Genomic DNA, 23,940 nt, shown 5'->3' with positions numbered 1-23,940 from the left:
GCGCCGGTTGCCACCCCGGTCGCAGTCGGCGGCGACGCGGGGCCGACGCGGCCGCGCGGGCCCGCCGCCGAGCATGACCGGGTGACCGAAACCATCCCGGGGCTGTCCCTGTCCCTTCCCGAAGTCCTCGTCCTGCTGGGCGCCGTCGCACTGCTGGTGGCGCGTCGGCTCCCCGCGGCCCACCGCCGGCCCGGCACCGTCGCGGCCGGGGCGGTCCTCGTACCGTCGGCGATCGTGCTGGGCGTCGTGGGGGTCCGCTGGCAGATGCTGCCGGTCCTGGCCGGCGCCGCCGTCGCCTCGGCGTTCGCCCTCCCGCCCCTGTTGCGGCGCCGTACGGGCCGACCGGCGCGGCGGGCCCGCCGGTGGCCGGCCCTGCCGGGCTCGCTGGCCTGCGCCGCCCTGGTCGCCACCGGGCCGGTGGCCGCCTGGGCCTTCCCCGTGCCCGTCTTCCACGAGCCCACGGGCGACTTCGGGGTCGGCACCCGGGTGGTGCAGTGGACGGACCCGCTCCGCCCCGAGAGCTTCACCGCCGATCCGGACGACCGGCGCACGGTGGTGGTCCAGCTCTGGTACCCGGCGCGCAGGAGCCCCGCGGGCGTTCCCCGGGCCCAGTACCTGGGACGCACGCAGGACGAGGCGCGGATAGTCTCCGAGGCCCTCGCCGGCGGGGCCGACCTGCCCGCTTTCCTGGTCGACGGCGTCCCGAGGGCCCGCAGTCACGCGGTCGTCGACGCCCCGCCGGCGGACGGGGGAGAGCGGTTCCCGGTCGTCCTCTTCTCGCCGGGGTCGGGCGGGGTACGGTCCCAGAACACCGCATGGGCGGAGGAGCTGGCCAGCCACGGCTACCTGGTCGCCGCCCTGGACCACCCGTACGACTCCGGCGTCGTCGTCCTCGCCGACGGCCGCACGATCCGCGCCACCACCGCCTCCTCGGGGGACCGGGACCGGGACGAGGAGCTGGCCGCCGGCTGGACCGCCGTCCGGGCCGCCGACCTCGGCTTCGTCCTCACCCGGCTGGAGCGACTGGACCGCGGCGAGACCCCCGACCCGCTGACCGGACGCCTTGACACCGGCCGCGCCGCGGTGGCCGGCCACTCCCTGGGCGGAGCCGCCGCCCTGCAGGCGGCCCGGCAGGACCGCCGGTTCGACGCCGCCGTCGACCTGGACGGCTACCCCCACGGCCCCACCGCGCCCGCCCTCGAACAGCCGGCGCTCGCGCTCACCCAGGAGATCACCTCCGGGACCGACCCGCGCTATCTGCCCCGGCTCACCGAGGCCCTCGGGCACAACACCGCGAGCAGCTACCGGCTCACGGTCCCCCGCGCCGGGCACCTCACCTTCATGGACGGCCCGCTCTACCTGCCCCCGGTGCCCTCGATCGTCGGCACCCTGGGCCGCGCCGAGAGTCCGCGCGTCGTCGCCGGGGCCACCCTCGCCTTTCTGGACGCCACCCTGCGAGGCCACCCCGGCGACCCGGTCGACACCCTCCGGGCCTACGGCACGGTCGTCACATCAGGTGGTCCGTCGGGTCGGCCCGGTCCGGTCCCGGGCCCGTAGTGAGCCCTGCGCGACAGCCTTCCCGTGGGGAGCCGGGAAGGCTGTCGGCCCGGAATGGTCCCTGATCGGGCGTCATCCGCGCTCGTCTTGCTCCCAACGTGCCAGGATCTCGGCTACGCGCGGGTACCGCTCGAGTAGCTCGGCATCCGTCAGGTCCATGCCAGCTGCCCCAAGGATCGCAGCGGTGCCAACTGGCAGCGTCCGCTCTCTGGTGCGGTACTCATCGGTCACGGGACCTCCAGCGTTCGGTCGGCTGTGGCGCCCTACGATCCGCCTGGCACATGCCTCAGTCAACCCCTGCGGAGGGGGTCGTTCCAGAAGGAGCACATCTCGTTCACTCAAGCTCTGCGAGCCGGCTCCTGACGCACCCACGTTCCAGTGGTCCGGACTGGCGGACCGGAAGTGCAGATCCGGCCGGACCTCGGTCAGTCGATGCCTTCGACTATGCGGAAGTCGCGCTCGACGCCGTCGGAGAGGGCGACCAGCGCCTCCTGGTAGGCCGCGCTCTCGCGCGCCGCGACGGCCTGCTCGAAGCTGTCGAACTCGACCAGGACGGTGCGCTCGGCGATTCCGGCGTCATGCGCCTCGACCCGACCGCCACGGACGAAGGTCCGACCGCCTGCGGCCTGGACGGCCGCGGCGGCCAGCTTGTTGTAAGCCGCCAGTTTCTCGGGGTCTGAAATGTTGCGGTAGACGCTGACCCAGTAGCCCTTGGGCATGGAACCTCCAGTGTTGTCGTGTGTGCTTCTGGCTTGAGGGTTGGTCTCGGACGAGCGTCGGCGGGCGATGGCGAGGCTTGTCAGCGTGGTGATCGCCATGGCGCCGATGCCGACCAGCGCCGCGGTGGTGTAGGCGCTGTCGTCGGGGAAGCGGTGGCCGGGGCCGGTGCCCGCGGCGAGGATCAGGCCGCCGATGGCGCTGCCCAGGGAGTACCCGACGCTGCGGACGACGTAGTTGAAGCTCATGGCGCTCGACGTCTCGCTCTTGGGCGTGACGGCCAGGATGGCGCCGGGCATCGCGGCCGAGAAGCCGCCGACGCCGAAGCCGAGCACGCCCATGGCCGCGAACAGTTCGGCCGGGTCGGACCGGACCGCCGCGAACAGGGCGAACCCGCCTCCGACCACGACGGCGCTGCCGGCGAGGAGCAGGGGAGCGGCGATCCGCGTCCGGACCCGCGGCGTGAGCCTGCCGGCGACGAATCCCAGCACCGAGAACGGGATGAGGACCAGCCCGGCGACGAAGGTCGTCAGCCCGAAGCCGTAGCCGGCGCCGTGCGGCGTCTGCGCGTACCGGGTGATGAGCGTGAGGAGCAGGTACATGCCGATCCCGCCGACGAACATGGCGAGGTTCGCCCCGGCGACCGCCGGGTGCCGCACCGCCCGCACGTCGACCAGGGGCGTCGTGCTGCGCAGCTCGATGGCGGCCCAGACCCGGAGCAGCACCACCGCGACGACGGCCAGGCCCGCCGCCACGGCGAGGTGCCGGCTCCACAGATTCCGTTCCCCGGCGAGGAACAGCACCAGGAGCAGCGCGGCGGCCAGGACGGCCGCGCCGGCCACGTCCACGCGGGCGGAGCGGCCTTCGGGGGCTTCGGGTATGGTGCGCCACGCGGTCAGGAGGGCGGCGGCGGTGACGACCAGGCCGAGGCCGTAGGCGGCCCGCACCCCGCCGAGCTCGGCGAGCAGTGCGGCCAGCGGGTAGCCGACTCCGGCCCCGATGATCGAGACCACCGAGATCAGGGCGATCACGGCCGCGCCGCGCTCCTCGGGAAGGTGGTCCCGGGCCACGCCCGTCAGCAGCGCCGTCAGCCCGAGTCCGACGCCCTGGGCCGCCCTGCCGGCCAGCAGCCACACGAACGGCAGCGGCAGCACGGTGAGCGCGCTGCCGGCGACGACGACCGCGAGGGTGGCGAGGATCGTGGCCCGCCGGTGCGGGCCGGCTCCGAGCCGGCCCAGGACCGGCGTGGCGACGGCGCCGCTGAGCAGCGCGACGGTCAGTGTCCACTGCGCGCTGCCGAGCGAGACGTGGAACGAGGTCGCCACGCTGGTGATGAGCGGCGTCCCGAGGCTGGCGACCGCCGCCACGACCAGAGCGATGAACATCAGGGCAGGGACCAGTAGCCGCTTCTCGGAACGCGTTACCGGTAACGCCTCCACGGCTGCCCCGCCGACCGGCTGCCCGGTCACTGCTTCGGCCTTTCGCGGTCCTGGCTTTCGAGCTCTGCCAGATGCCGCAGCGCCGGAAGGGCCGCCACCAGCGCCTCGACCTCGTCGCCGGTGAGCTCGCCGATCAACCGCTCGAACGCGTGGACGCCGGCCTGGCGCCGCGTGCGGACGTAGGAGGCGCCGGCCTCGGTCAGGCACACCAGCGTGACCCGCTTGTCGGACGCGTCGCCCCGCCGCTCGACCAGGCCGGACTCCTCGATCACCCGGACCAGGGCGGTCATGGCGGGCTGGGTGACGCCCTCGACCGCGGCCAGATCGGTGATGCGCCGCGGGCCGGTCCGTTCCAGGGTGGCCAGGGTGGCGGCGGACGTCAGGCTCATGTCCCGGGGCAGGCGTCTCGCGGCCCTGGTGGCCAGGCCGTAGAGGGCAGCCCCGATGGCGCCGGACGCGCCAGGAGCGGTGTCTTGACGACTCACGCTCGAAGCATAGCCCTTTTATATTCAGAGTCTATGGAAATGGCCGCCTGACAGCAGACCTGACATGTGAGGCCGCTCGTCAACGGCCGATCGCGTCAGTGACAGCGCCGGTCATCGACCTGAACCTCCAGATGCGGCCAGGCGGTGGCCAGGCGCGAAAGAGCTCTGGGCTCCGGCACGGTCACCGAACCCAACGACCTGTCCGGCTTGAACCGGACCAGTGTCCAGGTCGTGCCGACGCCCTCGACGGGCACGAGATCGGTGACCGGCACGCCGTGTTCGTAGCGCTGGGTCCAGGCCCCGTTGAGGCGCCGATTGGTACGGACGAGCCACTCGCTGAGCGCCGCGACCACGGACATCCCGCGCCGAGGACGGCCGTCAGGCAGCACTTCGACCTGTGGGAGATCGAAGTACCTGAGATCCTTCGTCGCCATGACCGGCTTCTTCACGCTCCGGCCGTGCTCGTCCGCACGGGTGTCGGTGCCCCGTCCGTCATCCCGGACAGACAGCGAACCGTCGGACTCGAGAACAATGACGCAGCGTCCTTCGCCCTTGCTCGACGCTTCGTCGGCTGCATGGGCGAGTACCTCCCTCGCCGCACCCACTCCCCCGTGCCGCCCACGGGCCCCTGGAACCGGCGTGCATCGATCCGCCGATCCGGGGCAGGCGAGCCGCATGGCGACCCACCCCCGGGCGCAAGCCGCTCAGCCGTCCCGCCGGATCCGGCGCGATCCCCACGGCAACTGCGCTTCCGCCCGACCGTGTTGTCCGGCTGCGCGGCTGAAAGGCCCCGGTCGGCCCGATCGGCCCGGGCGTCCGCACACCGACCACCACCGCGAAGGGAACCCGCACCCGTGAACGACAACATCTGGGCCTACCACCTGACCGTCGCGCACTTCGAGGACAGGGACCTCACCGGCTACAAGGTGGAAGCCCTCGACGGCACCATCGGCAAGGTCGACAAGCACTCGTACGAGACCGACGCCTCCTGGATCGTCGTCGACACCGGCCCCTGGATCTTCGGCAGGGAAGTGCTCCTGCCTGCCGGCACGATCACCCGTGTCGACACCACGGAGGAGAAGGTCTACGTCGACCGGACCAAGGAACAGATCAAGGATGCCCCGGACTTCGTCCGGGAGGAACACCTCGGTGACACCGCCTACCACCGTGAGGTCGGCGGCTACTGGGGCGACACGGTACGCCGCCAGCAGCAGTGACATCGACCGCACCGCGCGCGAGGAGGGGCGGGCCGCCCACGAGGACGGCCCGCCCCTCCGCCTTTGCCCCGGTACGGCGCCCTCGCCGAGGCCACCGCGGATCGGTCTCGGGACGTCGGCCAACTCGGAGGGACGGCGACGGGGGCCTGCGCAGAGCAGTGTGGTTCTCCGCGTAAATCCCTTGACGAGTGCGCGTCTTGGCGCGTCGGATGCCTACATGGCCTGGTTGGGATTGAGCGTATTCATCATTGGCGGGGTCGGAATCTTGGTGGGGAGCAAGGCGCAGCGCGGGTGGGACACGTGGTCCCGCCGACAGCGCATCGTGTGCTCTCTCGGCTTCGTACTTGTGATCGCCGGGCTCGCCATTGGCCGGACTGCTTGAGGCAGCGTCATGAGGTGGGCGGGAGGGGCTTCAGGCGAGGGGCCCCGGGCTCCTCTGCGTACCGGTCCTCCCGGCCGCCGGCTGATCTTGGCCTTCTTCGTCTGGGTGAAGGCCCAGCGGCCCGGCTCGACCGCCCCCCGTTTCTCTCGGGTCCGCAGCACGGGCCACCGTTTGGACTTCGTGATCGCCCGTGGTCCGGCAGAGCGCGATGAGCTCTGCCGCCGGGTACTGCTCGGGATCCAGGAGTGTCGTGCCGAGGAAGGCGGCCATGTCGTCCTTCGTGGGGAGGGCACCCGTTGTGGAAGAGCCGTCGAAGGTGCGCCGTTGCTCACCGACTCGGGAAGGTCGAAGCTGCAGAGCACCCCGCGGCGGGCCGCCAGTGGGCGCGTAGTTCCTCGGCCGCCGCGCGGGCCTGGGTCTCACCGGACTGGAAGGCCGCTGCCCACGCTTCACGGTCGTCCCGCCCGGAATCCAGCAGGCGCACCATGGCCGCATCAGGCGTCACGAAGTGGGCGCCCTCTGTCGCAGGGCGGGGATGGCGGTGGGCGAGCGGGTCGATGACCACCACGCTGCGGGCGCCGGCCGCCAGGTCGATGTTGATGCCGTCTCGCAGGGCACCGTCCAGGTAGCGGCGGCCGTCAACGGCGACGGGCGGATCGATCCCGGGGAAGGCGCTGGACGCGGCGACCGCGCGCACCAGTTCGACGCCTGCGGCGGCGTCCCACACGATCGGCTCGCCCGTTTCGGCGTCGACGGCCGGGATCAGCAGAGGACGCCTCGGCCAGGCCTCGGCGGTGATCAGTGCCGCGCGCTGGGCGATGGCGCGATTCTCGGCTGCCGCGTCCACCGTCTCCAGGGCGATGCGGCCCACCCGGCGACGGGCTTCGGCCGGGTCCAGGGCCGGGTCCCCGAGCACGGCGAACACCGCGCCCATCACGGCCGGATCGGGGCGGCGCGGCGCGGACGGGGCATCGGCGGGGGGCCGGGCCGGGAGGGTGGCGAGCCGGCTCGGATCCTGGCCAGTGGCGAGGACCGCGCCGACGATCGCCCCGGCTGAGGTCCCCACGATGAGGTCTGCCTCGCCCAGGTCCAGCCCGGCATCGCGTAGCCCCGCTGCCAGTCCGGCCGTCCATGCGGTGCCCAGACGCCCGCCGGGCCCGAGGACCAGCGCCTGGCCGATGTCCTGCTTGCTGTCGTTCTCCATAACTTTCCCCCGTCGTCGAAGCCTTGTGCCGGATACTGGCACAGCCCTGTCGGCGCGGGCCGCTGACGAGCTGCCGGTGCGTCATCGGCCCCGCCTCCTCCCTGCGCTCAACGCATCAGCAGCGCAACGGCTTCCCACACTTGGCGCCCAGGGTGGCGTACGCCGTCGGGGCAGACGCGCGTACGCACAGCCGGGACGTCGCCGCCCCGGCCCGGGTTGCGGCGCGGCCCTGCCCCGGCACTTCGGGTGAGTGCCGGGGCAGGGCCGGGACGTCGCCGGCGCGACCGTCAGGCGGGCCGGCCGCCGAAGGGGGCGACGGTGCCGTAATGGGCGGCCAGTTCCTCCCGGTAGACGGCGTCGTCGAGGTGCTGGTCCCGGTGGAACTCCGGTGCGTCCTTGATCTGGCTCTTGGTGCGGTCGACGTGGACCCGCTCCTCGACCTCGTCGATCCGGATCACCGTGCTCGCGGGCAGCAGCACCTCCTTGCCGAAGATCCACACACCGGTGTCGACGACCAGGTAGGCGTCACCGGCCTCGTCGGAGTGCTTGTCGACCTTCCCGATGCCGCCATCGATTGCCTCGACCCGGTAGCCCGTCAGGTCCGTGGCCGTCAGACGGCCGGCCGTCGGCTTGTAAGCCCACACGTTCTCAGTCACGCGAAAAACAACTCCTCGAATTGCCCGGGGGTGGGGCGGGGCGGGCAGGCACGGGGCCGCCCGGCATTCTCTTTCTCAGTCCTGCGCTACCAGCGGTACCAGCGTCCGCCGCCGGTCTTCGGCCGGGCCACGAAACCGAGCAGCCACACGACCAGGACCGCGATCGCGACCCACCACAGGATCTTCAGCGCGAATCCCGCACCGGCGAGGATCAGGATCAGCAGGAGAACAAGAAGAAGGGGAACCATGAATATCGACCTCCGTGGAATCGAATGCCCGGAACTTCTTTCGGCACACTCGAATCAGGAGATGTCCGGGCCGCCGGAGGCCCGGCCCGCCGCCTCCTGGAGGGTGTGCGCGCCCTCGGTGCTCAGACGGCCCCCGCCGGACTCCAGGTGCGCGCGCACGAACCACTGGAACTGCTCCAGCCGTGCCAGCTGACCGATGAGCATGTCCTGGGTGACGAGGTCGAGCTCGTCGGTGGCCTTCATGGCCCGCCGGTGGTCCTCGATCAGCCCCGTGTAGACCAGGTCCACGGCCCCCAGGTGCGCGACGGCGTCCGCGCGCCCCACGCCGTAGTCGTCCCACGTACGCCCGGCGACGATGGCGCCCGGAGTGCCGACCGGAACGCCGCCGAGCGCCGCGATGCGTTCGGCGGTGGTGTCTGCCATCTCCCGGACCGCCTCCACCTGCGGGTCCAGCATCTCGTGGACGGCGATGAAGTGCGGGCCCACGACGTTCCAGTGCACGTGCTTCAGGGTCAGGTGCAGATCGTTGAGGGCGTGCAGCCGCGCCTGCAGGAGGTCCACGACCTTCCGCGCCTCCTCCCGGTCCAGGCCGGGCACGGTGTACGGGGCAGCCTGCTGCTGTTCGTTCATGTTCAACTCCTCAAGGCGAGCATGTCGTGCGGTGGCTGCTCGCCTGCCCCGCCCGTCGCGAGCCATGCCTGCGACCTCGGTGAGGTGTCAGGCCGTGGGGTGCGGGGCGGAGGAGGGCGTGGGGGCGGGGTCCTCGGCCGGACCGGTCGCCGGAGCGCGCGCACCGGCGCCACCCGTGAAGTGCGCGAGGGTGCCGGTCTGTTCCAGCAGCCGCTCCAACTGCTGGGGCCGGCCGTCGAGGTGCAGCGCCGCACCGGCCGCGTCGGTACGGCGGCGGACCATCAGCAGGGCCGACAGGCCGCTCGGGTCGACGCCGGTCATGCCCGAGCAGTCCAGCCGTACCTCGCGCGGCGCGCCGTACTCCCCCAGCGCACGGCTGACGTCGTGGACCAGCAGGTCGGCGTACCGGTGGTCGAGGTCGCCCCGCAGTTCGATGCGGAGGGCGTCGTCGGCACGGCGGCACGACAGGCGGAGCGGAGTGGGGGGCGAGCTGGTCATTCGGCGTTCCCGGCGGCGGTCAGGAGGGTACGGGTGAGGCGGTCTGCGCCGGCGCGGAGCACGGCGTCGGCCCGGGGGAAGTCCCCGAGGCGGCGGCGCAGCAGTGTCAGGGCGGGCAGCAGGGACGCGGCCGGGACCCCTCGGGCGTGCAGGACGTCGGCGGTCCAGAGCAGGAAGCCGCCGAAGAGTTCCTCGTCGTCGGTGTAGAGGGCGGTGGCGAGGAACTCCACGATGTGGGCGAGGTCTTCGGCCGTACGCTCGCGCTGCGCCTCGGTGTAGTCGCGGACCGCGGGGTAGGCGTCCTCCAGGTCGACGAGGACCTCGCGGACCAGGCGGGGCCGGCTGCGCGCGACGAGCGTGTACTCCTGGTCCTTCAGGTGGGGGAGGTCGTCGATGGCCTGGTGGCCGGGCCGGGGCCGGGGCAGCGGCCGGCGGGCGAGCTCGTCCGCGGCGGTGCGGGCGTCGGGCGCCCACGCGTCCGCGCCCAGGAGCCGGGCGTAGCGGCCGCCGGCTCCGAAGGCGGCGCCGCCGACGATCACGGGGGTGCCGACGGCCTGGCAGGCGGTGATCGTGGCGTGCGCGACGGGCAGGCGGGTGGGGATGGAGCTGGAGAGGGCCACCGCGTCGGGTCCGGTGCGGTGCACGTGCGCGATGAGGTGCGGGGCGGGTACCTGGGCGCCGAGGTAGTCGACGTGCCAGCCGCGGAGCCGCAGGACCTCGGCGAGCAGGCGGGCCGGCAGGGCGTGCCATTCACCGTCCACGCAGGCGACCGTGATCCGGCCGTGGCGGGGTTCCGTCCGTGCCGCGGGATGCAGGGCCAGTGCCGCGACGGCCCGGTCGTTCATGGCGGTGGCGGCGTGCTCCTGGGCCACGCTGATGCGGTTGGCGGCCCACTCCTCGCCCACCCGCCCCTGGACCCGGCCGATCACCTCCAGCAGGACCGACTCCGGGTCGAACCCGTCGTCGAGCGCCCGCAGGACCGACCCCACCGCGGCGGGTTCGTCGAGGGCCATGACGGATTCCCATACCTGCTCGACGAGTTCGTCCGTGCTCAGGGCCGGGGAGGTGGGTTGCGGTGTCATGCGGTGAACCTGCCCCGGGTGTGGCCGTCCACCGCGCTGAGGTGGTTGGTGCGCGGCGCGGAGATGACCACGATGGCCATGTCGTCGTGACGGCCCTGGCCCACCCACTGGGCGGTCAGCATCTGCACGTGTTCGACGACGGCCTGGGCGGGCATCGCCGCGCACTCGGACAGGGCGCGCCGCAGCCGCTCCTCGCCGAACATCACCCCGCCCAGCGGACCGCCGCGGGCCTCGCTGATCCCGTCCGTGTACAGGACGCAGGCCTCGCCGGGTGCCAGCGTGACCGAGGCCGTCTCGGCGGAGACGGCGGGGAGCACCCCCACCAGGGTGCCGTGCGTGGCCGCCGCCTCGATCCGGCCGTCGGAGCGCAGGAGCAGCGGGGCGGGGTGGCCGGCGCTGGTCAGCCGCAGCCGCACGCTGTTGCCTTCGCGTGCCGCGGAGGCCAGCACCATGGTGGCGAAGCGGGTGCTCTCGGAGTTGAGAAGCGCGGAGTTGAGGAGGCTGAGCATCCGGTGGTGGTCGTCGGCCATGGGCAGCAGCGCGTGCAGCGTGTTGCGGATCTTCCCGGTCATGACGGCGGCTTCCAGGCCCTTGCCGCAGACGTCGCCGAGCACGACCAACGACGCGTCGCCCTCGACGGCGGCGGGGTGGACGTCGTAGAAGTCGCCGCCGACCCGCTCGTGGTCCTTGGAGGGGCGGTAGCCCCCCGCGTACTCGACGCCGGCCACGTGGCCCAGCCGGGGCGGCAGCAGTTCGCGCATCAGCGTCTCGGTGACCGACGCCTGCTCCGCGTAGAGGCGGGCCGCCGACATCGCCGCGCCGGCGCGGGCCGCGAACAGCCTCGCGAAGACCTCTTCGCCCTCCGTGAAGGCGGGGGCCCCGGTGCCGCGCAGCAGGACGAGTGCGCCGGCGGGCACCCCGTGGCCGGGCAGCGGGGTGACGACGATCGACCCGACGCCGTCCAGGCCCTCGGGGAGCAGCCAGTCTGGCGCGGCCGCGGGATCGATCCAGCGGGACGGCACGGGCGGGAATCCCTGGAGCGCCTCCGCCAGGCCGGGGACCTCGTCGGGGTCGACGGCCCGGAGCGACACGGAGGGCGTGCCGCCGCGCACGCAGGCCACCACCGGCAGGCCGGTGTCGCGCGCGGGTGCGATCACCAGGGCGGCGTCGGTGAGGTGCTCGGCGGCCAGTTGCGCCGTGACGTCCATGCAGCGGTCCAGATTCAGCGAGGACAGCAGCAGGTTGGACGAGCGGACGAGGAACGCGGTGCGTTCCTGTTCCGTCCGCAGGGCTTCCCGGGCAAGCCGGTGGTCCGTGTCGTCCACGAGCCACCACACCACGCTCCCGTCGTCCCTGGGGGTGGGGTGCGCCTCGAACGATCCCTCGCCGACGGGGCCCTGTACGAACCGGGCCGCGTCGGGCGCCGGCGCCCTGGCGGGGACGGGGTCGGCCCGGTGCCGCGCGTGCGCCGCGGCCAGCCATGCGGGCACCACGTCGGCCAGGGCCGCGCCGGGGCGCGCCCGCGGGAAGACCAGCCGGGCCGCCTCGTTGGCGAAGACCACCCTGGCCTGGGGGTCGGCAGCGAAAACGGGGTACGGGGCCTCACTCCACGGGAGGCCCGCCGCCGGCGAACCGGACGTCATCTGCGGGGAAGGAACCACACATCCAAGGCCCGCTGCGCGAACCCCTCACCTCTTCTTCTTCACGACGGAGACATTGTTGCCTCACGGCAACCATCCTCCAAGGAGCACGTCGGCCGCAACCGGACACCCTTCCGACATCATGACGAACCCTCACCCGCACGGGTGGGGGCCGCCCGCCTCCCGAGGACCCCCCTTCCGCCCTCCGGACTCCCGTGTAGGAGGATGTCCCGGTGACCGGAGACGAAGGGGTCGTCACGACGACCACCGAGCAGGGCGTCGCAGTCGTCTGCCTGCGGGGCGACATCGACGAGGAACAGGCACCCGCCCTGAACCGGGCCCTCGCCGCCACCCCTGCGAGCGGTCTCGCGCGTACAGTGGTCGATCTCTCCGGTACGCGCTTCGCGGACTCCTCGGTCCTGCACGCGCTGCTGGACGCCCAACGGGCCCACCGGAGTGCCGGAGCGGTCCTCGTGCTCGCCGGCCCTCTGCAGACCGCGGTACAGCGGTTGTTCGAGGTCACCGGGACCGCATCCGTCTTCAGGATGGCGGACAGTCTGGAGGCAGCGCTGACGTCATGAACACCACACCGGATTCGGGCGACGTCCTGGGCGACGGGCGGACGCGGGAGGGCGAGACGCGGTCTGCCCGCCCGCCCCTCTCCGCGGCGGCCGCCCGCGCCCGTGTCAGCGAGGTGCTGCTGCGGGCCGGGGTGGGGCTCGACACGGCCTCCGCCGCGGACGCCCTCCTGGTCACGTCGGAGCTCGTCACCAACGCGATCCGTCACGGCGGCGGGGTCACCGCCTTCCGTGCCGACATCACCGAGGACCTCCTGCGCCTGTCCATCGGCGACGCCAGCCCCCTGGTCCCCGCTGCCCGGACCGGTACGGTCGAACGTCCGGGCGGGTACGGGTGGCCGCTCGTACAGCGCCTCGCCGAGCGCGTGGAGTGCCGCACGCACTCCGACGGCAAGACGATCAGTACCGTACTGCGCCTGTCCTGACCGCCCGGGCACTCACAGATAGCGGCGCAGCGGGCGGACCGACAGCTCCCGGGCGCGCTGCAGCAGGGGGCGGCGCCTCCAGCGGTGCCCGACGATCCGCGTGCTGACCTCCAGGTCCTGGTCGTAGTGCCCGTCCAGGATCCGGGTGAGGTCCGGGTCCATCACCGCCAGCATGACCTCCTCGTCGTGGTCGAGGGAGCGGCGGTTGAAGTTGGACGAGCCGATGAGGGAGACCACGCCGTCCATGGTGATGACCTTCGCGTGCATCATCGTCGGCTGGTACTGGTGGATGCGCACGCCCGCGGCGGTGAGGGCCTCGTAGTGGTGCTGTCCGGCCAGTTGGCACACGCGCTGGTCCGTGTGCGGGCCGGGCAGCAGGATCTCGACCGTGACGCCCCGGCGGGCGGCGGCGGCGAGCAGGCCGACGAAATGGTCGTCGGGGGCGAAGTACGCGGTCGCCAGGCGCACGCGCTCCTGCGCCGATTCGAGGATCACGCGCATCAGCGTCTGCATGTCCTGCCAGCCGAAGGCGGCGGACCCGCGCACCACTTGGACGATGGCGGAGCCGGCCGGCTCGTGGGACACGAAGCGGTCGCGTTCGTCGAAGAGCTCCGGATGGCACTCCGCCCAGTTCTGAGCGAACGCCGCGGCGATCCCGTCGACGGCGGGTCCGCGGACCTCGGCGTGCGTGTCGCGCCATTCGCCGGGGTTGCGGGCGTCGCCGCACCATTCCTCGGCGATGCCCACTCCCCCGGTGAAGGCCGTCCGTTCGTCGACGACGAGGACCTTGCGGTGGCAGCGGTGGTTCTGCTTGAGCGGGGAGAGGTAGGCGGGCTTGCGGAACCAGGCGACGTCCACTCCGGCGGCGTCCATGTGGTCCAGGAGGTCCTGCTCGATCAGGCGGCTGCCGAAGCCGTCCAGGAGCAGCCGTACGCGGACTCCGGCGCGGGCGCGTTCGGCCAGGGCCTCGGCGAACCGGCGGGCGATGGTGCCCTTCCAGTAGACGAACGTCATCATGTCGACGGTGTGGCGGGCGGAGCCGATGGCGTCCAGCATCGCGGGGAAGATCTCGTCTCCGTTGCGCAGGGGGCGTACGGAGTTCCCCTCGGTCGCGGCGATGCCGATCAGTCTCTCCAGCCGGCGGCGGATGCGGTGGATGCGTTCCTGCACCTGGTCCGTGCCGGGGGTGACGGTGACGGGCCCGGGTCCGGGCAGTGGGGTGGTGCGGGCGGCGGGGCTGCCGGTGACGGCGGCGCGGGTGGTGTCGGTGTCGGTCATGGCGGTGCTCCTCGGTCGGGACGGTCGGGACGAGCTGGTGGGAAGAGCCGCAGGGCGGCAGGCCGGGTCAGGCGGAGGGACTCGCTCCGGGCTCCGGTCCGCCCGCCTCCCACGGAGGGGGTGCCTCCATCTCCGTCCACGCCGCCAGGGCTTCGCCGTCGACGCAGACGATCCCGCAGGTTTCGGCGTACTCGGCCGCGGGTGCGGTGAGGGAACCGGTCGTGACGAGGACCGCGACATCCGCCCGGTGGACCGCGAAACAGGTCCCGCCGAAGCGCTGGAGGTCCTGCGAACCGACCCGGTTGTCCTCGGAGTAGTGCTTGCACTGCAGCACCACCCGCCTCCCGTCCGCCGTCGTCGCGAGGACGTCGGCGCCCAGGTCGCCCGCGCCGCCGACGACTTCCACCGAGGTGCAGCCGTCCCGGGCGCACAAGGCGGCGACCGTGTGCTCGAAGCCGTCCGCGTCGGCCCCGGCGTGGTCCAGGGCCCCGCTTCCCACGTCGGGGAGCTCCGTCGTCGGTGCCGCGTTCCCGTCTGGCGCCGCTGCCGGACGCCGCCCCCGGATGCCGCGCCGCCGGGGGACGCGGCGCCGGCCGGGGGCGACCGTCCACTTCACCAGTACCGCTCCGAGCAGCAGTGCGGCCAGGGCGGCGATCGGCGACAGCGGGAGTCCGGCCCCGCTCTCCGGCGCGGCCTTCACGAAGGCGACCGGGCCGCCGATGCCGATGCCCAGCAGCCCGACCACGAGCACCACGTCGCGCCCGAGACCCGTGCCCCGCACGGACCCGGGCGCGTCCTCGTCCGGTGTCGTCATACGAGATCCCCTCCCCTTCACGCGTCGAGGTCCCCGATCCGTGTCGGACCGGGGACCTCGACGGACGTCGAACAGTGTCGGACGCCCGTATGGCCGCGATTGCGGTTCTCAAACCGGGGAAGGACCTCGGCCCCGTCACACCCGCCGGGGCGCGACGGTCATGGTCATGGCCTCGGCCACACCGGGCGCGGTGGTGAACGCGGTGTCGGCGCCGGTGAGTTCCAGGAGCCGGGCCAGGCGTGCGGGTACGCTCCCGGCCAGGATCACCGTCCGTTCCAGGGCCGGCTGCAGCAGGACGCTGAGTGCGGTCGAGTCGACGAACGTCACCGCGGCGACGTCCAGTACGTACCGGGCGACACCTGGCGCCGCGGGGTCCATCGCGACCCGCAGCGCGGCCACGTTGTCCATGTCGAACTCCCCCGCCATCACCACGATCCGTACGTCCCCTTCGGACCGCGTCTCGACGTGGCTGCGTGTCTCCGTGTCCTTCGTGTCCCTGTTCATGGCCGTCCTCTCCGCGTCGTTGCGCCGGTTCGTGATGCGCCCCGTTCCCGTCCGGCCCTCACCGGGCGGCGCGGGGCAGTTTGACGACCGTGATGAAGAAGTCGTCGATCTGCTGGATCGCCCGCATGAACTGGTCGAGGTCGACCGGCTTCGTCACGTAGGCGTTCGCGTGCAGTTTGTAGCTGCGCAGGATGTCCTCCTCGGCGGCCGAGGTGGTGAGCACGACCACGGGGATGTGGCTCAGCTCCGGATCCGTCTTGATCTGTTCGAGCACCTGCCGGCCGTCGTACTTGGGCAGGTTCAGGTCGAGGAGGATGAGATCGGGGCGCGGCGCGTCGGCGTGCTCGCCGCGGCGGTAGAGGAAGTCCAGCGCCTCCAGCCCGTCCCGCACCACGTGCAGGACGTTCCCGATCTTGTTGTCGGCGAAGGCCTCACGGGTCATCAGCTCGTCGCCCGCGTCGTCCTCGACCAGCAGGACTTCGGCGGGGGCCGGCCGGGTGTGGTCGTCGGAGGTGCTCATGAGGGGGTTCCTTCGGTGAGTACGGGGTCCGGTGCGGCATCGGGGTCGGCATCGGAATCGGAATCGCGGGCCACGGGCAGGGTGAAGACGATCCGGGTGCCCTCCTGTTGGACGGTGTCGATCCGGATGTGGCCGCCCGCGTGTTCGACGATCTTCTTGCAGAGCGCGAGGCCGATGCCGGTCCCTCCGTACGCCTCGCGGCCGTGCAGCCGCTGGAAGATGACGAACACCTTCTCCGCGAACTCGGCCGGGACGCCGATGCCGTTGTCCGTGACCGCGAAGGTGGCGAAGCCCGGGTCCGCGGCGGGGTCATCGACCACCGCGACCTCCACCCGCGCGGTGCGGTCGGGCGAGCGGAACTTGACGGCGTTGCCGAGCAGGTTCTGCCACAGCATGGTCAGGAGCGTAGGGTCACCCACCACGTCCGGGAGCCGCTCGGGCCGCGTGATCTCCGCGTCGCTCTCCTCGACGGCGGCGGCCAGGTTGCGCAGGGCCCGGTCCAGGGGACCGTCCAGGGCGACCGTCTCGCGGGCGTCCTGGATCCGGCCCACCCGCGAGAAGGCCAGCAGGTCGTTGATCAGCACTTGCATCCGCTTGGCGCCGTCGACGGCGAAGGCGATGTACTGGGTGCCGCGGGCGTCGAGTTGGTCCCCGTAGCGCTTCTCCAGGAGCTGGCAGAAGGAGGCGACCTTGCGCAGCGGCTCCTGGAGGTCGTGCGAGGCGACGTACGCGAACTGCTCCAGCTCCGCGTTGGAACGGCGCAGCTCGACCGCCTGGGCGTCGAGTTCCGCGGCCGTGCGGTCGAGCCGCTCGGCGTTGCGCCGCGACTCGTTCAGTTCGGCGACGGTGCGGTGCCGCATGGCTTCCACGGCCGCGGCCAGGTCCCGCAGTTCGGCCGGCCCGCGCAGCGGGATCTGCTCGTCGAAGGCCCCGTTCGCGACGCGACGGGAGGCCGTGCGCACCAGGGCCAGTGGCCGGAGCACACCGACGTGCAGGAGGACCCCGAGGGCGACTCCGGCCAGCAGGAAGACCGCGACGATCGCCAGGAGGATCCTGTCGCGCTGCGTACGCGCCTCGCCGAAGGTGGTGCGGGCTTCGGCCTGGACGCGGTCCAGGTGCGCCTGTTGCGCCGCGATCCGCCGGCGGACCTCGTCGAAACGGTCCTTGCCGGTCTGGAGCGAGGGCCGGGGGCCGCCGTCGTCCACGGAGGCGATGGCGGGCAGCGCGAACTCCTCGCGCCAGGCGCGGGCGGCTTCCTGCACGGCCGCCAGGTCGGCGCGTACCCCGGCGTCACCTTCGAGGACGGACGACAGGCGCTGCGCGGCGGTGGTCTCGTTGGCCAGGCCGCGTTCGTACGGTTCCAGCAGCGCGGGCTGGTCGGCCAGCAGGTAGCCGCGGATGCCGGTCTCCTGGTCCAGGAGGGCGGTCTCCAGCCGCAGCGCGTCCCGCTGGGCGGGCAGGATTCCGTCGACGAGCCGGTCTCCGGCCGTGGTCGTGCGGGAGAGGAGGGCGGCTCCGAGGGCGCCCGTGCCGACGACCATGAGGGCCAGGACGGCGAGCACGGTGGTCAGCCAGGTCCGCAGGCTCGGCCCGTACCGGTCGGCGGACCGTCCTCGGCGCTCTGCCGGCGGCTGCGTGGTGGGGGTCACGTGGGGGTGTTCCATTCGAGGTGCAGTACGGCGACGTCGTCGGCCAGGCCGCCCCAGTCCGCGGCGAGGCCCTGCGCCGCCTGGATGAGGGAGTCGACGAACGGTTCGGCGGGCAGGTCGGCGTGGCGGCGGGCGATTTCCAGGAGACCGGCTTCGTCGAGCCGTTCGGACCCCGGACCGACGCGTCCCTCGATCAGCCCGTCGGTGAAGAGCATCACGGCGCCGCCCTTCTCCAGCGGGACCTCGGTGACGGGCCAGCCGGCGCCCCAGCCGGGCAGGATGCCGAGCGCGGGCCCTCCCGGGACGGTCCGCAGCTCCACGCCGGCCGTGGAGCGGACCAGGAATCCGGGGTGGCCGGCCCGCTGCACGGACACGGCGGCGCTGCCGGGCGGGCGGGTGACGCAGACCAGTGTGGCGAAGATCTCGGGACCGGAGCGCTCCGCGAGGAGGATGCGCTCCAGCAGTCCGAGCAGCTCGGCGTCGCGCGCGCCGGCCATCACGAAGGACCGCCAGGCCACGCGCAGGCACACGCCGAGCGCCGCTTCGCTCGGGCCGTGCCCGGAGACGTCGCCGACTACGGCGTGGGTGGCCCCGTCGGGGGTCTGGACGACGTCGTAGAAGTCACCGCCGAGCAGTGTCTGGGCCCGTCCGGGGTGATATCGGGCGCAGACGCTGACGGCGTCGGCCGGGTCGTCGAGGAGCAGCGGGGTCGGCAGCAGACCGCGTTCGAGGCGGGCGTTCTCCTCGGCGCGGAGCCGGCTCGCTTCGAGGGCGACCGCCGCCAACTCGGTCCGCTTGCGCTGGATCGCGTACCTGATGGCCCGCATGAAGACGTCCGGCTCCACACGTCCCTTGATCAGGTAGTCCTGGGCACCGGCCGCGACGGCGGTCAGTCCCGCGCGTTCCTCGGAGAGACCGGTGAGGACGACGACGGCGACCTCGGCGGAGACCGCGAGGACCTTCTTCAGTCCGTCGAGCCCCTGGGCGTCGGGGAGGTGGAGGTCGAGCAGCACGCAGTCGGGTGCCTCCTCCTCCAGGAGGAGCAGGGCGTCGGCGAGGGAGGGGGCGCGGCCGAGGCGGACGTCGATGCCGCTGTCCTCGACGAGTTCCTCGACGAGCAGGGCGTCGCCCTCGTCGTCCTCTATGAGCAGGACGTACGGCGGCACCCCGTCCCACAGGGCCAGGGAGTCGTCCTGCTCGACGGACGCGGCCTGCCGGGCCCGGTTCACCGCCTGCCGCGGTGGCGTGCGGGCAGCAGGGTGCCGGTCCCCGAGCCCGAGAGTGCTCGCCATCGCGTCGCGTCTGTCCCTTCTCGCCGCCGGAGCGGACGTCCGACGGACGCCTGGTCGTGCCGTATCAGCGTAGAGCGATCATTTGCCGTCAGGCAATGTTTTACCAACTCAATGATTATGCCGTGCGCGCACCGGTGGTCGAACCGGCCCCCGGCACGGACACCCGCCCGGCCTTCAGGCGGTGTCCGAGATCCGGGCGGTGCGGGGGGCTGTCGGCGGGGTGGCAGCGGCCGGGGCGGCCGGCGGCACGTCCGCGGTGGGGGTCGGCGCGGCCGGCGGAGCCGGCGTGCTCGCGGCGACGTCGGCCGCCAAGAGCCCGGTGGCCGCTTCCCGGAACGCCGCGAGACCCCTCACCAGCGCATCCACGTCGTGGGGTGCCATCCTGGCGAGCACCGCCGTCAGGGCGCGCTCCCGGGCCGTCCGCCGCTCGTCGAGCAGGGCCCGCGCCCGGGGTGTCAGACGCAGCTCCACCTCGCGCCGGCTGCTCGGGTGCGGAGCGCGCGTCAGCAGGCCCATGGCCTCCAGCCGGCCGCAGAGCCGGGTGACGGACGGCGGGCGGGAGTCGAGCAGGGCACCCAGGGCCCGCAGGTTGATGCCCTCGGCCGCCTCGACGGCGAGCAGCGCCCTCCACTGCGAGGGGGACACGGCCGGTGTTCCGCCGTCCTGGCCCCGGGCGTACAGGGCCGCGAGGAGTTCCGCGGCGGCGCCGAGCACCGCGGCCGGATCCTCGTGCGCTCCGGTCGGGCCGGGACGGGACATGCCACCACTGTGGCATCCCCCCGTCCCCGGCGCCCTACGGCTCGCCCTGGCCCTGCCCCGCACCGGGCCGTCCGTGCCAGTCGAGACAGAGGACCATGGCGTCGTCGGCGGCCTCGACGGCGCCGCGGTGTCCGGCCAGCTCCTCCAGGAACGCCCGGGGCACCTGTGAGGGCGGCAGCAGACGGGTGTTCAGGACGGCCCGGCCCAGGGCGTTCAGGCTGTAGCGCTCCCCGGCCGGGGACAGGACGTCGTACACCCCGTCGCTCAGGAAGAACAGCCGGTCCCCGGGCAGCAGGCGCAAGCGCTGACAGGTGTAGACGGTGTCCTCGAACATCCCGAGCGGAAGCTGGGCCTCCAGCTCGATCTGTTCCACCGTTCCCCCGCGCAGTCGCCACAGACGGGGCGATCCCGCGTCGACGACCTCGGCCTCGCCGGTGTCCAGGCTGATGCGCAGCAGCAGCACCGCCAGGTGCATCCGGCCCCGGTACTGGCCGTACAGGGCCTGGTCGGCCAGCGACGCCTGGTCGGCGATCCCGAGACCGGCCCGGCGGGCGTTGCGCATGGCGCTCACGGCGAGGCTGGTCAGCAGGGCGGCGTCGATGCCCTCGCCCATGCCGTTGTTGACGGTCAGCGTGAGGTGGTCGGCGGAGGCCGACCAGTCGAAGCAGTCGCCGTAGATGGCGTAGGCGGGCTCCAACTGCGCGCCGAGGTCGTACTCCGGACGCGAGCAGGAGCGTCCGGGCAGCAGCTGCCACTGCATCTCGGCGGCCAGGGTGAGCCGCTTGGCCCGCCGGGCCTGGAGGAAGAAGTCGGTGTCCCGGTCGGCGACGAGGATCTCGTGGGCGAGCGCGTCCGCCACGTCCCGCAGAGGACCGAGGGCCGCGGGCGCGTACGCGCCGGCGGCGAAGTGGACGCTCAGGACGCCCAGCCGGTCGCCGCGCACGCTCACCGGAAGGTGGGCGGTGACCCCGCTCTCCCGGGCGACGACGTGCGGCTCCTGGGCGCCGAAGGCCCGGCCTTCCGGGCTGTTGTACGCCGACACGGACTCCGCGGTGTACGGCTGGGCCGTGACGGGCTGGAGGCGGGCCGAGGCGTAGTCCGCCATCAGCAGTTCCGCGCTCCGTGCTCCGTGGTCGCGGACCAGGGCCTCCCGGACCTTCTCGAACAGCTCGTGCGGTGCCGCGTCCCGCAGCATGCGCGCCACTCCGTCGCCTCCAGCCACCGGTTCGATACCCGCCTCTCTTCCGACTGTCAAAATGGGGGACCACGAAGCCGCCGGTTCGCCGGGAAAGGCGGCTCGTACGCCGGTAGGGAGTGTCACATGAGTCAGCCGCCGAGCGGCTCCCACCGGCCGGTCATGTCGGCGGTGGCGGAGATGAGCGAGCTGATCGAGCTGCTGGAGGTGGTCTGGGAGCGGGGGCGCGACACGGTCGGCGAGCCGCCCGTCTCCTCCGCCCAGGCCCGGGTGCTGTTCCTCGTCGACGGGCACGAGATGAACCTGCGGGAACTGGGCCGGCTGCTGGAGGCGGCCCCGCCGTCGGTCACCCGGTTGTGCGACCGGCTCCAGGCCGTCGGCTTCCTCGAACGGCAGCCCGGGCCGGACGACCGGCGCGAAGTCCTGGTCCACCTGACGCCCGCCGGACGCGCCTACCTCGATGGCCTGCGCGCGCGCCGGCAGGAGGCCCTGGCGAAGGCGATGGCGACGATGTCACCGGCCTCGCGGGAGGCCCTGGCGGCGGGGCTGGCCGATTTCTGCTCGGCGGTCGCGGCGCCGCTCCGGCTGCCGCCCCGGCAGACGCTCGCTTCCCGGACGGCCTGACGCGCCCGGTACGTGTCCGGACCGGAATAGGGGGCAAGCGGCCGACATGAACGATACGGAAAAGACCCGCGAGCCCGGGACGACCGAGCCGGAGCTGCCCGCCAAGGTGCCCGCGAGCGCGGCGGCCCTCACTCCCGACCTTCCGCCGCTGGACCCCCCGGCGCCGGATCTGCCGGGCGCGGCGGGTGCCGGACGCGGCGAAGGTGCGGGTGACGCCGGTGGCGCCGGGAACTCCGGTGGCTCCGGGCAGCCGGGGGAGCCCCGGGAGCCCGGGGACGCGTCACAGGGGGACGCGTCACAGGTGCAGGACGGCCGCCAGAGCAGCAATCCCGTCCCGCAGGAGCCGACGGCCTGAGGCCCGGGGGCCGGTCGCGCGACGGCGTCGCGTTGCCGGCGCCCGGCCGTACGGGCCGCAGCGCGTTCCGGTCCGGCCCCTGCCCCTCGACAACCGCTGCGCCCCTCCCCTTTCCCGGAGGGGCGCACCTCGCCCTGGAGGCCCGATGTCCGCTCGAAGGCGACTGTCCGCGCCCGAGGCAGCCGCGTGGAACCCGTTGCCAGGGCAGCTCCCGGCAGATGCGACGACGCACGCCCCGCGGCCCGTCCCGGTCGGGAAGGCCCGGATCCGCTTCACGGCAGGCCCGCTGGAAGCCGCCGGGGCCGCCCTCGTACTGGGAGCGGCTCTCCTGGCCGTCGTCACGGGAGCCCTCGGTGGTTCACCGGCGGTGGCCGGGGCGGCCGTCATGGCCTGGATCGGTGCGGTGAGCACCGCGACGGCTCTGTTCGGCCACCGCCCCGTCGAACCGGCGGCGGCACGCCGCCGAGCCTGACCTCCCCTTCCCCGTCCGGGGGGAGCTCAGCGGACGCGGCGGATCCGGATCGGGCCGCGGGCGGCCGCAGGGTCGACCCGGCGGCCGCCCTGGGTGATCTCCACCTCGCCCGACCTGACCAGCCGTCGGGCTGCGCGGCGGGCCGGTTCCATGAGCGCGCGCCAGCCGTCGTCATCCCCCTCGTACACGGCTCGCGCGGCGTCGGAGGGGCAGATCGTCGAGGCCTGAGCGCGGCGGTCCAACAGGTCCAGGATGGCGCGTTCCAGGGCCCGGCCCGTCTGTCTCGCGGTGCGCGTCACCACTCCAGCCTCCCACTGCGGCGGCGCGCCGCGGTGCCGACGGGCCGGCCGCTCGCGTCTCCCGCCTCAGGCGTCGAGCGCCCGCAGGCCGTCGCCCCAGCGGGCCCTTCGCTCCTCTGCGCTCTGTTCCCACCAGGGCGTGCCGCGCTCACCGAGGGCCACCTTCGCCGTCTGCACCCGGTCCCGGGCGGCGCGCTCCGCTGCCGCGTCACCGGTACGCCGTGCGGCGGCCACCGCACGGCGCGCGGCCATCAGGTGGGCGCGCAGCCGGGCGGACGCCTCCGCCGGGAGGGCCGGGTCGGTGGCACGCCAGCGGCGACCACCGATGACGACGTGGTGCCCGTCGGGGATGACGGGTGGCGACGCCTTTCCGTTCACGCCCGGCGCGTGCCCGCTCCGGCGCCCACGAACCCTCCCCGGGCGGGACGGCGTGCCCGGCCAGGCCGGGGCAGGCGCAGCCCGCCGGAACGTGGACGGACGGGAGCCGTGATGAACGCCGACAGGGAACGCGCCGCGCACCCGGGCGGCGGGCCGTACGGTCGACGCCTCCGCGGAGGAGCCCCAGTACGAGGTGGAGAGCCACAAGACGGGCCGGTCCGCGGTCCACGAGGCGAGCGCTGCGCAAGGCGCTCGGACCGTTCGTTCTGCTACACTCTTCGGCCGCGGCCTGGGCAAGCACCAGATGACGCCCGGCCGGCCGTTCTCGACCGTCGACGGGACGGACCTCGTCGACCGCGCCGCCGGTCAGGTTCGCGAGGTCATCGAACGCGGCGTCAACCGGCTGAAGCGGAACCGGACCGCGGCCACCGGCTTCGAGGAGCCCACGGTCCGCTTCGAAGCCACCGTCCTCGCCTTTTGGATGGCCGCTCGCGACTTTCCCGGACAGCCCGGCGCCACACCAACAACGCTTCAAGGAAGCCTGGTCAGCCTAGTCCTCGAACGGGACGAACCTGGCGAGGGCAGCCCAGTCCAGGGGACGCACGATCGTGGCCAGGTCGGCGAAGGGATCCTGCGCAGCCGTTTGGAACCACATCACCGAGAGCTCCGTGTGACCGAACTCCGCAATGTTCTCAGGCGTCCACGATGACGTCAGTCGAGCATGAACGATCTCTCGCGGCAGCCACTCCTCGACCCGCGCCTCCGCTTCGGCTCGGATCCTGTCGAGGTCGTGCACATACACGTGCGGCCTTGCTGCCATCGTCTTCTCGAAGCCCATCAGGCGGAAGCGACGGTGCAGATACGGCGTGCCCTCCAGCATGCCCTCACGATCGTCACTCACCGTGAGCTCACGAAGCTCCGCGCGTATTGCCCCCACTTGATAGCCGCGCAACCCGTCGTGCCTCATCTGGATCATGGACCCGAGGTTAGGTGCGTCCGACAAGCGGGCCAAACGACTTTCGGGGCAGGATCGGGGCGCGACG

28 protein-coding genes and 1 pseudogene are annotated in these 23,940 nt (G+C 73.0%); 8 read left to right on the top strand and 21 right to left on the bottom strand.

Going from position 1 to position 23,940, the window contains the following annotated elements:
• Window positions 1-81: 81 nt before the first annotated feature.
• A complete protein-coding gene (locus tag ACZ6Y1_RS27095; protein WP_469635010.1) occupies window positions 82-1,557 on the top strand; it encodes an alpha/beta hydrolase family protein in 1,476 nt (491 codons plus the stop codon).
• Window positions 1,558-1,982: 425 nt separating this feature from the next.
• On the opposite strand, the gene ACZ6Y1_RS27090 is transcribed toward ACZ6Y1_RS27095, so the two are convergent.
• The 3 genes from ACZ6Y1_RS27090 to ACZ6Y1_RS27080 all read right to left on the bottom strand — a co-directional run bounded on the left by ACZ6Y1_RS27090 (window position 1,983) and on the right by ACZ6Y1_RS27080 (window position 4,632).
• Window positions 1,983-3,659: an MFS transporter gene (locus ACZ6Y1_RS27090; protein WP_469635009.1), complete on the bottom strand. Its 1,677-nt coding sequence runs from the start codon at window positions 3,657-3,659 to the stop codon at window positions 1,983-1,985.
• An 80-nt stretch (window positions 3,660-3,739) separates the two neighbouring features.
• Entirely contained in the window at window positions 3,740-4,102 is a 363-nt protein-coding gene (locus ACZ6Y1_RS27085) for a MarR family winged helix-turn-helix transcriptional regulator (protein WP_469635108.1), read from the bottom strand.
• Window positions 4,103-4,293: 191 nt separating this feature from the next.
• Window positions 4,294-4,632 carry a hypothetical protein gene (locus ACZ6Y1_RS27080; protein ID WP_469635006.1) on the bottom strand — a complete coding sequence of 113 codons (339 nt, stop codon included), beginning with the start codon at window positions 4,630-4,632 and terminating at the stop codon, window positions 4,294-4,296.
• A 420-nt stretch (window positions 4,633-5,052) separates the two neighbouring features.
• Between ACZ6Y1_RS27080 and ACZ6Y1_RS27075 the strand changes: the two genes are divergently transcribed.
• A complete protein-coding gene (locus ACZ6Y1_RS27075; protein ID WP_469635002.1) occupies window positions 5,053-5,415 on the top strand; it encodes a PRC-barrel domain-containing protein in 363 nt (120 codons plus the stop codon).
• A 710-nt stretch (window positions 5,416-6,125) separates the two neighbouring features.
• On the opposite strand, the gene ACZ6Y1_RS27070 is transcribed toward ACZ6Y1_RS27075, so the two are convergent.
• The 7 genes from ACZ6Y1_RS27070 to ACZ6Y1_RS27040 all read right to left on the bottom strand — a co-directional run bounded on the left by ACZ6Y1_RS27070 (window position 6,126) and on the right by ACZ6Y1_RS27040 (window position 11,758).
• Window positions 6,126-7,001: a patatin-like phospholipase family protein gene (locus ACZ6Y1_RS27070; protein WP_469634998.1), complete on the bottom strand. Its 876-nt coding sequence runs from the start codon at window positions 6,999-7,001 to the stop codon at window positions 6,126-6,128.
• 287 nt (window positions 7,002-7,288) lie between these two features.
• On the bottom strand, window positions 7,289-7,657 hold the full coding sequence (locus tag ACZ6Y1_RS27065) for a PRC-barrel domain-containing protein (RefSeq protein WP_469634994.1): 369 nt from the start codon (window positions 7,655-7,657) through the stop codon (window positions 7,289-7,291).
• Window positions 7,658-7,743: 86 nt separating this feature from the next.
• Window positions 7,744-7,905: a hydrophobic protein gene (locus ACZ6Y1_RS27060; RefSeq protein WP_469634989.1), complete on the bottom strand. Its 162-nt coding sequence runs from the start codon at window positions 7,903-7,905 to the stop codon at window positions 7,744-7,746.
• Window positions 7,906-7,959: 54 nt separating this feature from the next.
• A complete protein-coding gene (locus ACZ6Y1_RS27055; protein ID WP_469634986.1) occupies window positions 7,960-8,535 on the bottom strand; it encodes a Dps family protein in 576 nt (191 codons plus the stop codon).
• Window positions 8,536-8,622: 87 nt separating this feature from the next.
• On the bottom strand, window positions 8,623-9,033 hold the full coding sequence (locus ACZ6Y1_RS27050; protein ID WP_469634983.1) for an STAS domain-containing protein: 411 nt from the start codon (window positions 9,031-9,033) through the stop codon (window positions 8,623-8,625).
• Window positions 9,030-10,115 (bottom strand): cobalamin B12-binding domain-containing protein, encoded by a 1,086-nt coding sequence (locus ACZ6Y1_RS27045; RefSeq protein ID WP_469634979.1) that lies wholly within the window; start codon window positions 10,113-10,115, stop codon window positions 9,030-9,032. Before ACZ6Y1_RS27045 ends, ACZ6Y1_RS27050 begins: the two co-directional genes overlap by 4 nt.
• Window positions 10,112-11,758, bottom strand: a complete 1,647-nt coding sequence (locus ACZ6Y1_RS27040; RefSeq protein WP_469634976.1) for a PP2C family protein-serine/threonine phosphatase — start codon at window positions 11,756-11,758, stop codon at window positions 10,112-10,114. The genes ACZ6Y1_RS27045 and ACZ6Y1_RS27040 overlap by 4 nt, the downstream gene beginning before the upstream one ends.
• Window positions 11,759-11,988: 230 nt before the next feature.
• On the opposite strand from ACZ6Y1_RS27040, the gene ACZ6Y1_RS27035 reads away from it, so the two are divergent.
• Window positions 11,989-12,336: an STAS domain-containing protein gene (locus ACZ6Y1_RS27035; protein WP_469634971.1), complete on the top strand. Its 348-nt coding sequence runs from the start codon at window positions 11,989-11,991 to the stop codon at window positions 12,334-12,336.
• Window positions 12,333-12,758, top strand: a complete 426-nt coding sequence (locus ACZ6Y1_RS27030) for an ATP-binding protein (protein WP_469634965.1) — start codon at window positions 12,333-12,335, stop codon at window positions 12,756-12,758. Before ACZ6Y1_RS27035 ends, ACZ6Y1_RS27030 begins: the two co-directional genes overlap by 4 nt.
• 12 nt (window positions 12,759-12,770) lie before the next feature.
• On the opposite strand, the gene ACZ6Y1_RS27025 is transcribed toward ACZ6Y1_RS27030, so the two are convergent.
• From ACZ6Y1_RS27025 to ACZ6Y1_RS26990, 8 genes are all read right to left on the bottom strand, one after another.
• The gene (locus ACZ6Y1_RS27025; protein WP_469634962.1) at window positions 12,771-14,036 is read right to left on the bottom strand and encodes a phospholipase D-like domain-containing protein; all 1,266 of its coding nucleotides are present in this window, start codon (window positions 14,034-14,036) and stop codon (window positions 12,771-12,773) included.
• 67 nt (window positions 14,037-14,103) lie between these two features.
• On the bottom strand, window positions 14,104-14,850 hold the full coding sequence (locus ACZ6Y1_RS27020; RefSeq protein WP_469634959.1) for a restriction endonuclease: 747 nt from the start codon (window positions 14,848-14,850) through the stop codon (window positions 14,104-14,106).
• Between the two features lie 135 nt (window positions 14,851-14,985).
• The gene (locus tag ACZ6Y1_RS27015) at window positions 14,986-15,354 is read right to left on the bottom strand and encodes an STAS domain-containing protein (RefSeq protein ID WP_469634955.1); all 369 of its coding nucleotides are present in this window, start codon (window positions 15,352-15,354) and stop codon (window positions 14,986-14,988) included.
• A gap of 58 nt (window positions 15,355-15,412) precedes the next feature.
• Window positions 15,413-15,874, bottom strand: coding sequence for a response regulator (locus ACZ6Y1_RS27010; protein ID WP_469634952.1), 462 nt, complete (start codon window positions 15,872-15,874; stop codon window positions 15,413-15,415).
• Window positions 15,871-17,415: a sensor histidine kinase gene (locus ACZ6Y1_RS27005; protein WP_469635104.1), complete on the bottom strand. Its 1,545-nt coding sequence runs from the start codon at window positions 17,413-17,415 to the stop codon at window positions 15,871-15,873. The genes ACZ6Y1_RS27010 and ACZ6Y1_RS27005 overlap by 4 nt, the downstream gene beginning before the upstream one ends.
• Before the next feature lie 104 nt (window positions 17,416-17,519).
• On the bottom strand, window positions 17,520-18,815 hold the full coding sequence (locus ACZ6Y1_RS27000) for a PP2C family protein-serine/threonine phosphatase (RefSeq protein ID WP_469634949.1): 1,296 nt from the start codon (window positions 18,813-18,815) through the stop codon (window positions 17,520-17,522).
• A 174-nt stretch (window positions 18,816-18,989) separates the two neighbouring features.
• Window positions 18,990-19,574, bottom strand: coding sequence for a MarR family winged helix-turn-helix transcriptional regulator (locus ACZ6Y1_RS26995; protein ID WP_469634946.1), 585 nt, complete (start codon window positions 19,572-19,574; stop codon window positions 18,990-18,992).
• A 34-nt stretch (window positions 19,575-19,608) separates the two neighbouring features.
• Window positions 19,609-20,769 carry a PP2C family protein-serine/threonine phosphatase gene (locus ACZ6Y1_RS26990; RefSeq protein WP_469634943.1) on the bottom strand — a complete coding sequence of 387 codons (1,161 nt, stop codon included), beginning with the start codon at window positions 20,767-20,769 and terminating at the stop codon, window positions 19,609-19,611.
• A gap of 126 nt (window positions 20,770-20,895) precedes the next feature.
• Between ACZ6Y1_RS26990 and ACZ6Y1_RS26985 the strand changes: the two genes are divergently transcribed.
• The 3 genes from ACZ6Y1_RS26985 to ACZ6Y1_RS26975 all read left to right on the top strand — a co-directional run bounded on the left by ACZ6Y1_RS26985 (window position 20,896) and on the right by ACZ6Y1_RS26975 (window position 22,220).
• A complete protein-coding gene (locus ACZ6Y1_RS26985) occupies window positions 20,896-21,393 on the top strand; it encodes a MarR family winged helix-turn-helix transcriptional regulator (protein WP_469634940.1) in 498 nt (165 codons plus the stop codon).
• 46 nt (window positions 21,394-21,439) lie between these two features.
• Window positions 21,440-21,748 (top strand): hypothetical protein, encoded by a 309-nt coding sequence (locus tag ACZ6Y1_RS26980; protein ID WP_469634938.1) that lies wholly within the window; start codon window positions 21,440-21,442, stop codon window positions 21,746-21,748.
• Between the two features lie 145 nt (window positions 21,749-21,893).
• On the top strand, window positions 21,894-22,220 hold the full coding sequence (locus ACZ6Y1_RS26975; protein WP_469634935.1) for a hypothetical protein: 327 nt from the start codon (window positions 21,894-21,896) through the stop codon (window positions 22,218-22,220).
• Between the two features lie 26 nt (window positions 22,221-22,246).
• Here the strand turns inward: ACZ6Y1_RS26975 and ACZ6Y1_RS26970 are convergent, their stop codons facing one another.
• The gene (locus ACZ6Y1_RS26970; protein ID WP_469634932.1) at window positions 22,247-22,519 is read right to left on the bottom strand and encodes a DUF3253 domain-containing protein; all 273 of its coding nucleotides are present in this window, start codon (window positions 22,517-22,519) and stop codon (window positions 22,247-22,249) included.
• Window positions 22,520-22,585: 66 nt separating this feature from the next.
• Window positions 22,586-22,897, bottom strand: coding sequence for a hypothetical protein (locus tag ACZ6Y1_RS26965; RefSeq protein WP_469634930.1), 312 nt, complete (start codon window positions 22,895-22,897; stop codon window positions 22,586-22,588).
• 136 nt (window positions 22,898-23,033) lie between these two features.
• Here ACZ6Y1_RS26965 and ACZ6Y1_RS26960 point away from each other — a divergent pair.
• Window positions 23,034-23,138, top strand: a pseudogene (locus ACZ6Y1_RS26960) (hypervirulence associated TUDOR domain-containing protein); the annotation flags it as partial.
• Window positions 23,139-23,447: 309 nt separating this feature from the next.
• Here ACZ6Y1_RS26960 and ACZ6Y1_RS26955 read toward each other — a convergent pair.
• Complete coding sequence (locus tag ACZ6Y1_RS26955; RefSeq protein ID WP_469634927.1) at window positions 23,448-23,873, bottom strand: hypothetical protein; 426 nt, start codon at window positions 23,871-23,873, stop codon at window positions 23,448-23,450.
• Between the last annotated feature and the right edge of the window lie 67 nt (window positions 23,874-23,940).

The organism is Streptomyces sp. NPDC053432, from assembly GCF_055585365.1.
The sequence above is the reverse complement of the archived record's forward strand: the minus strand, read 5'-3'. Positions and strand labels throughout refer to the sequence as shown.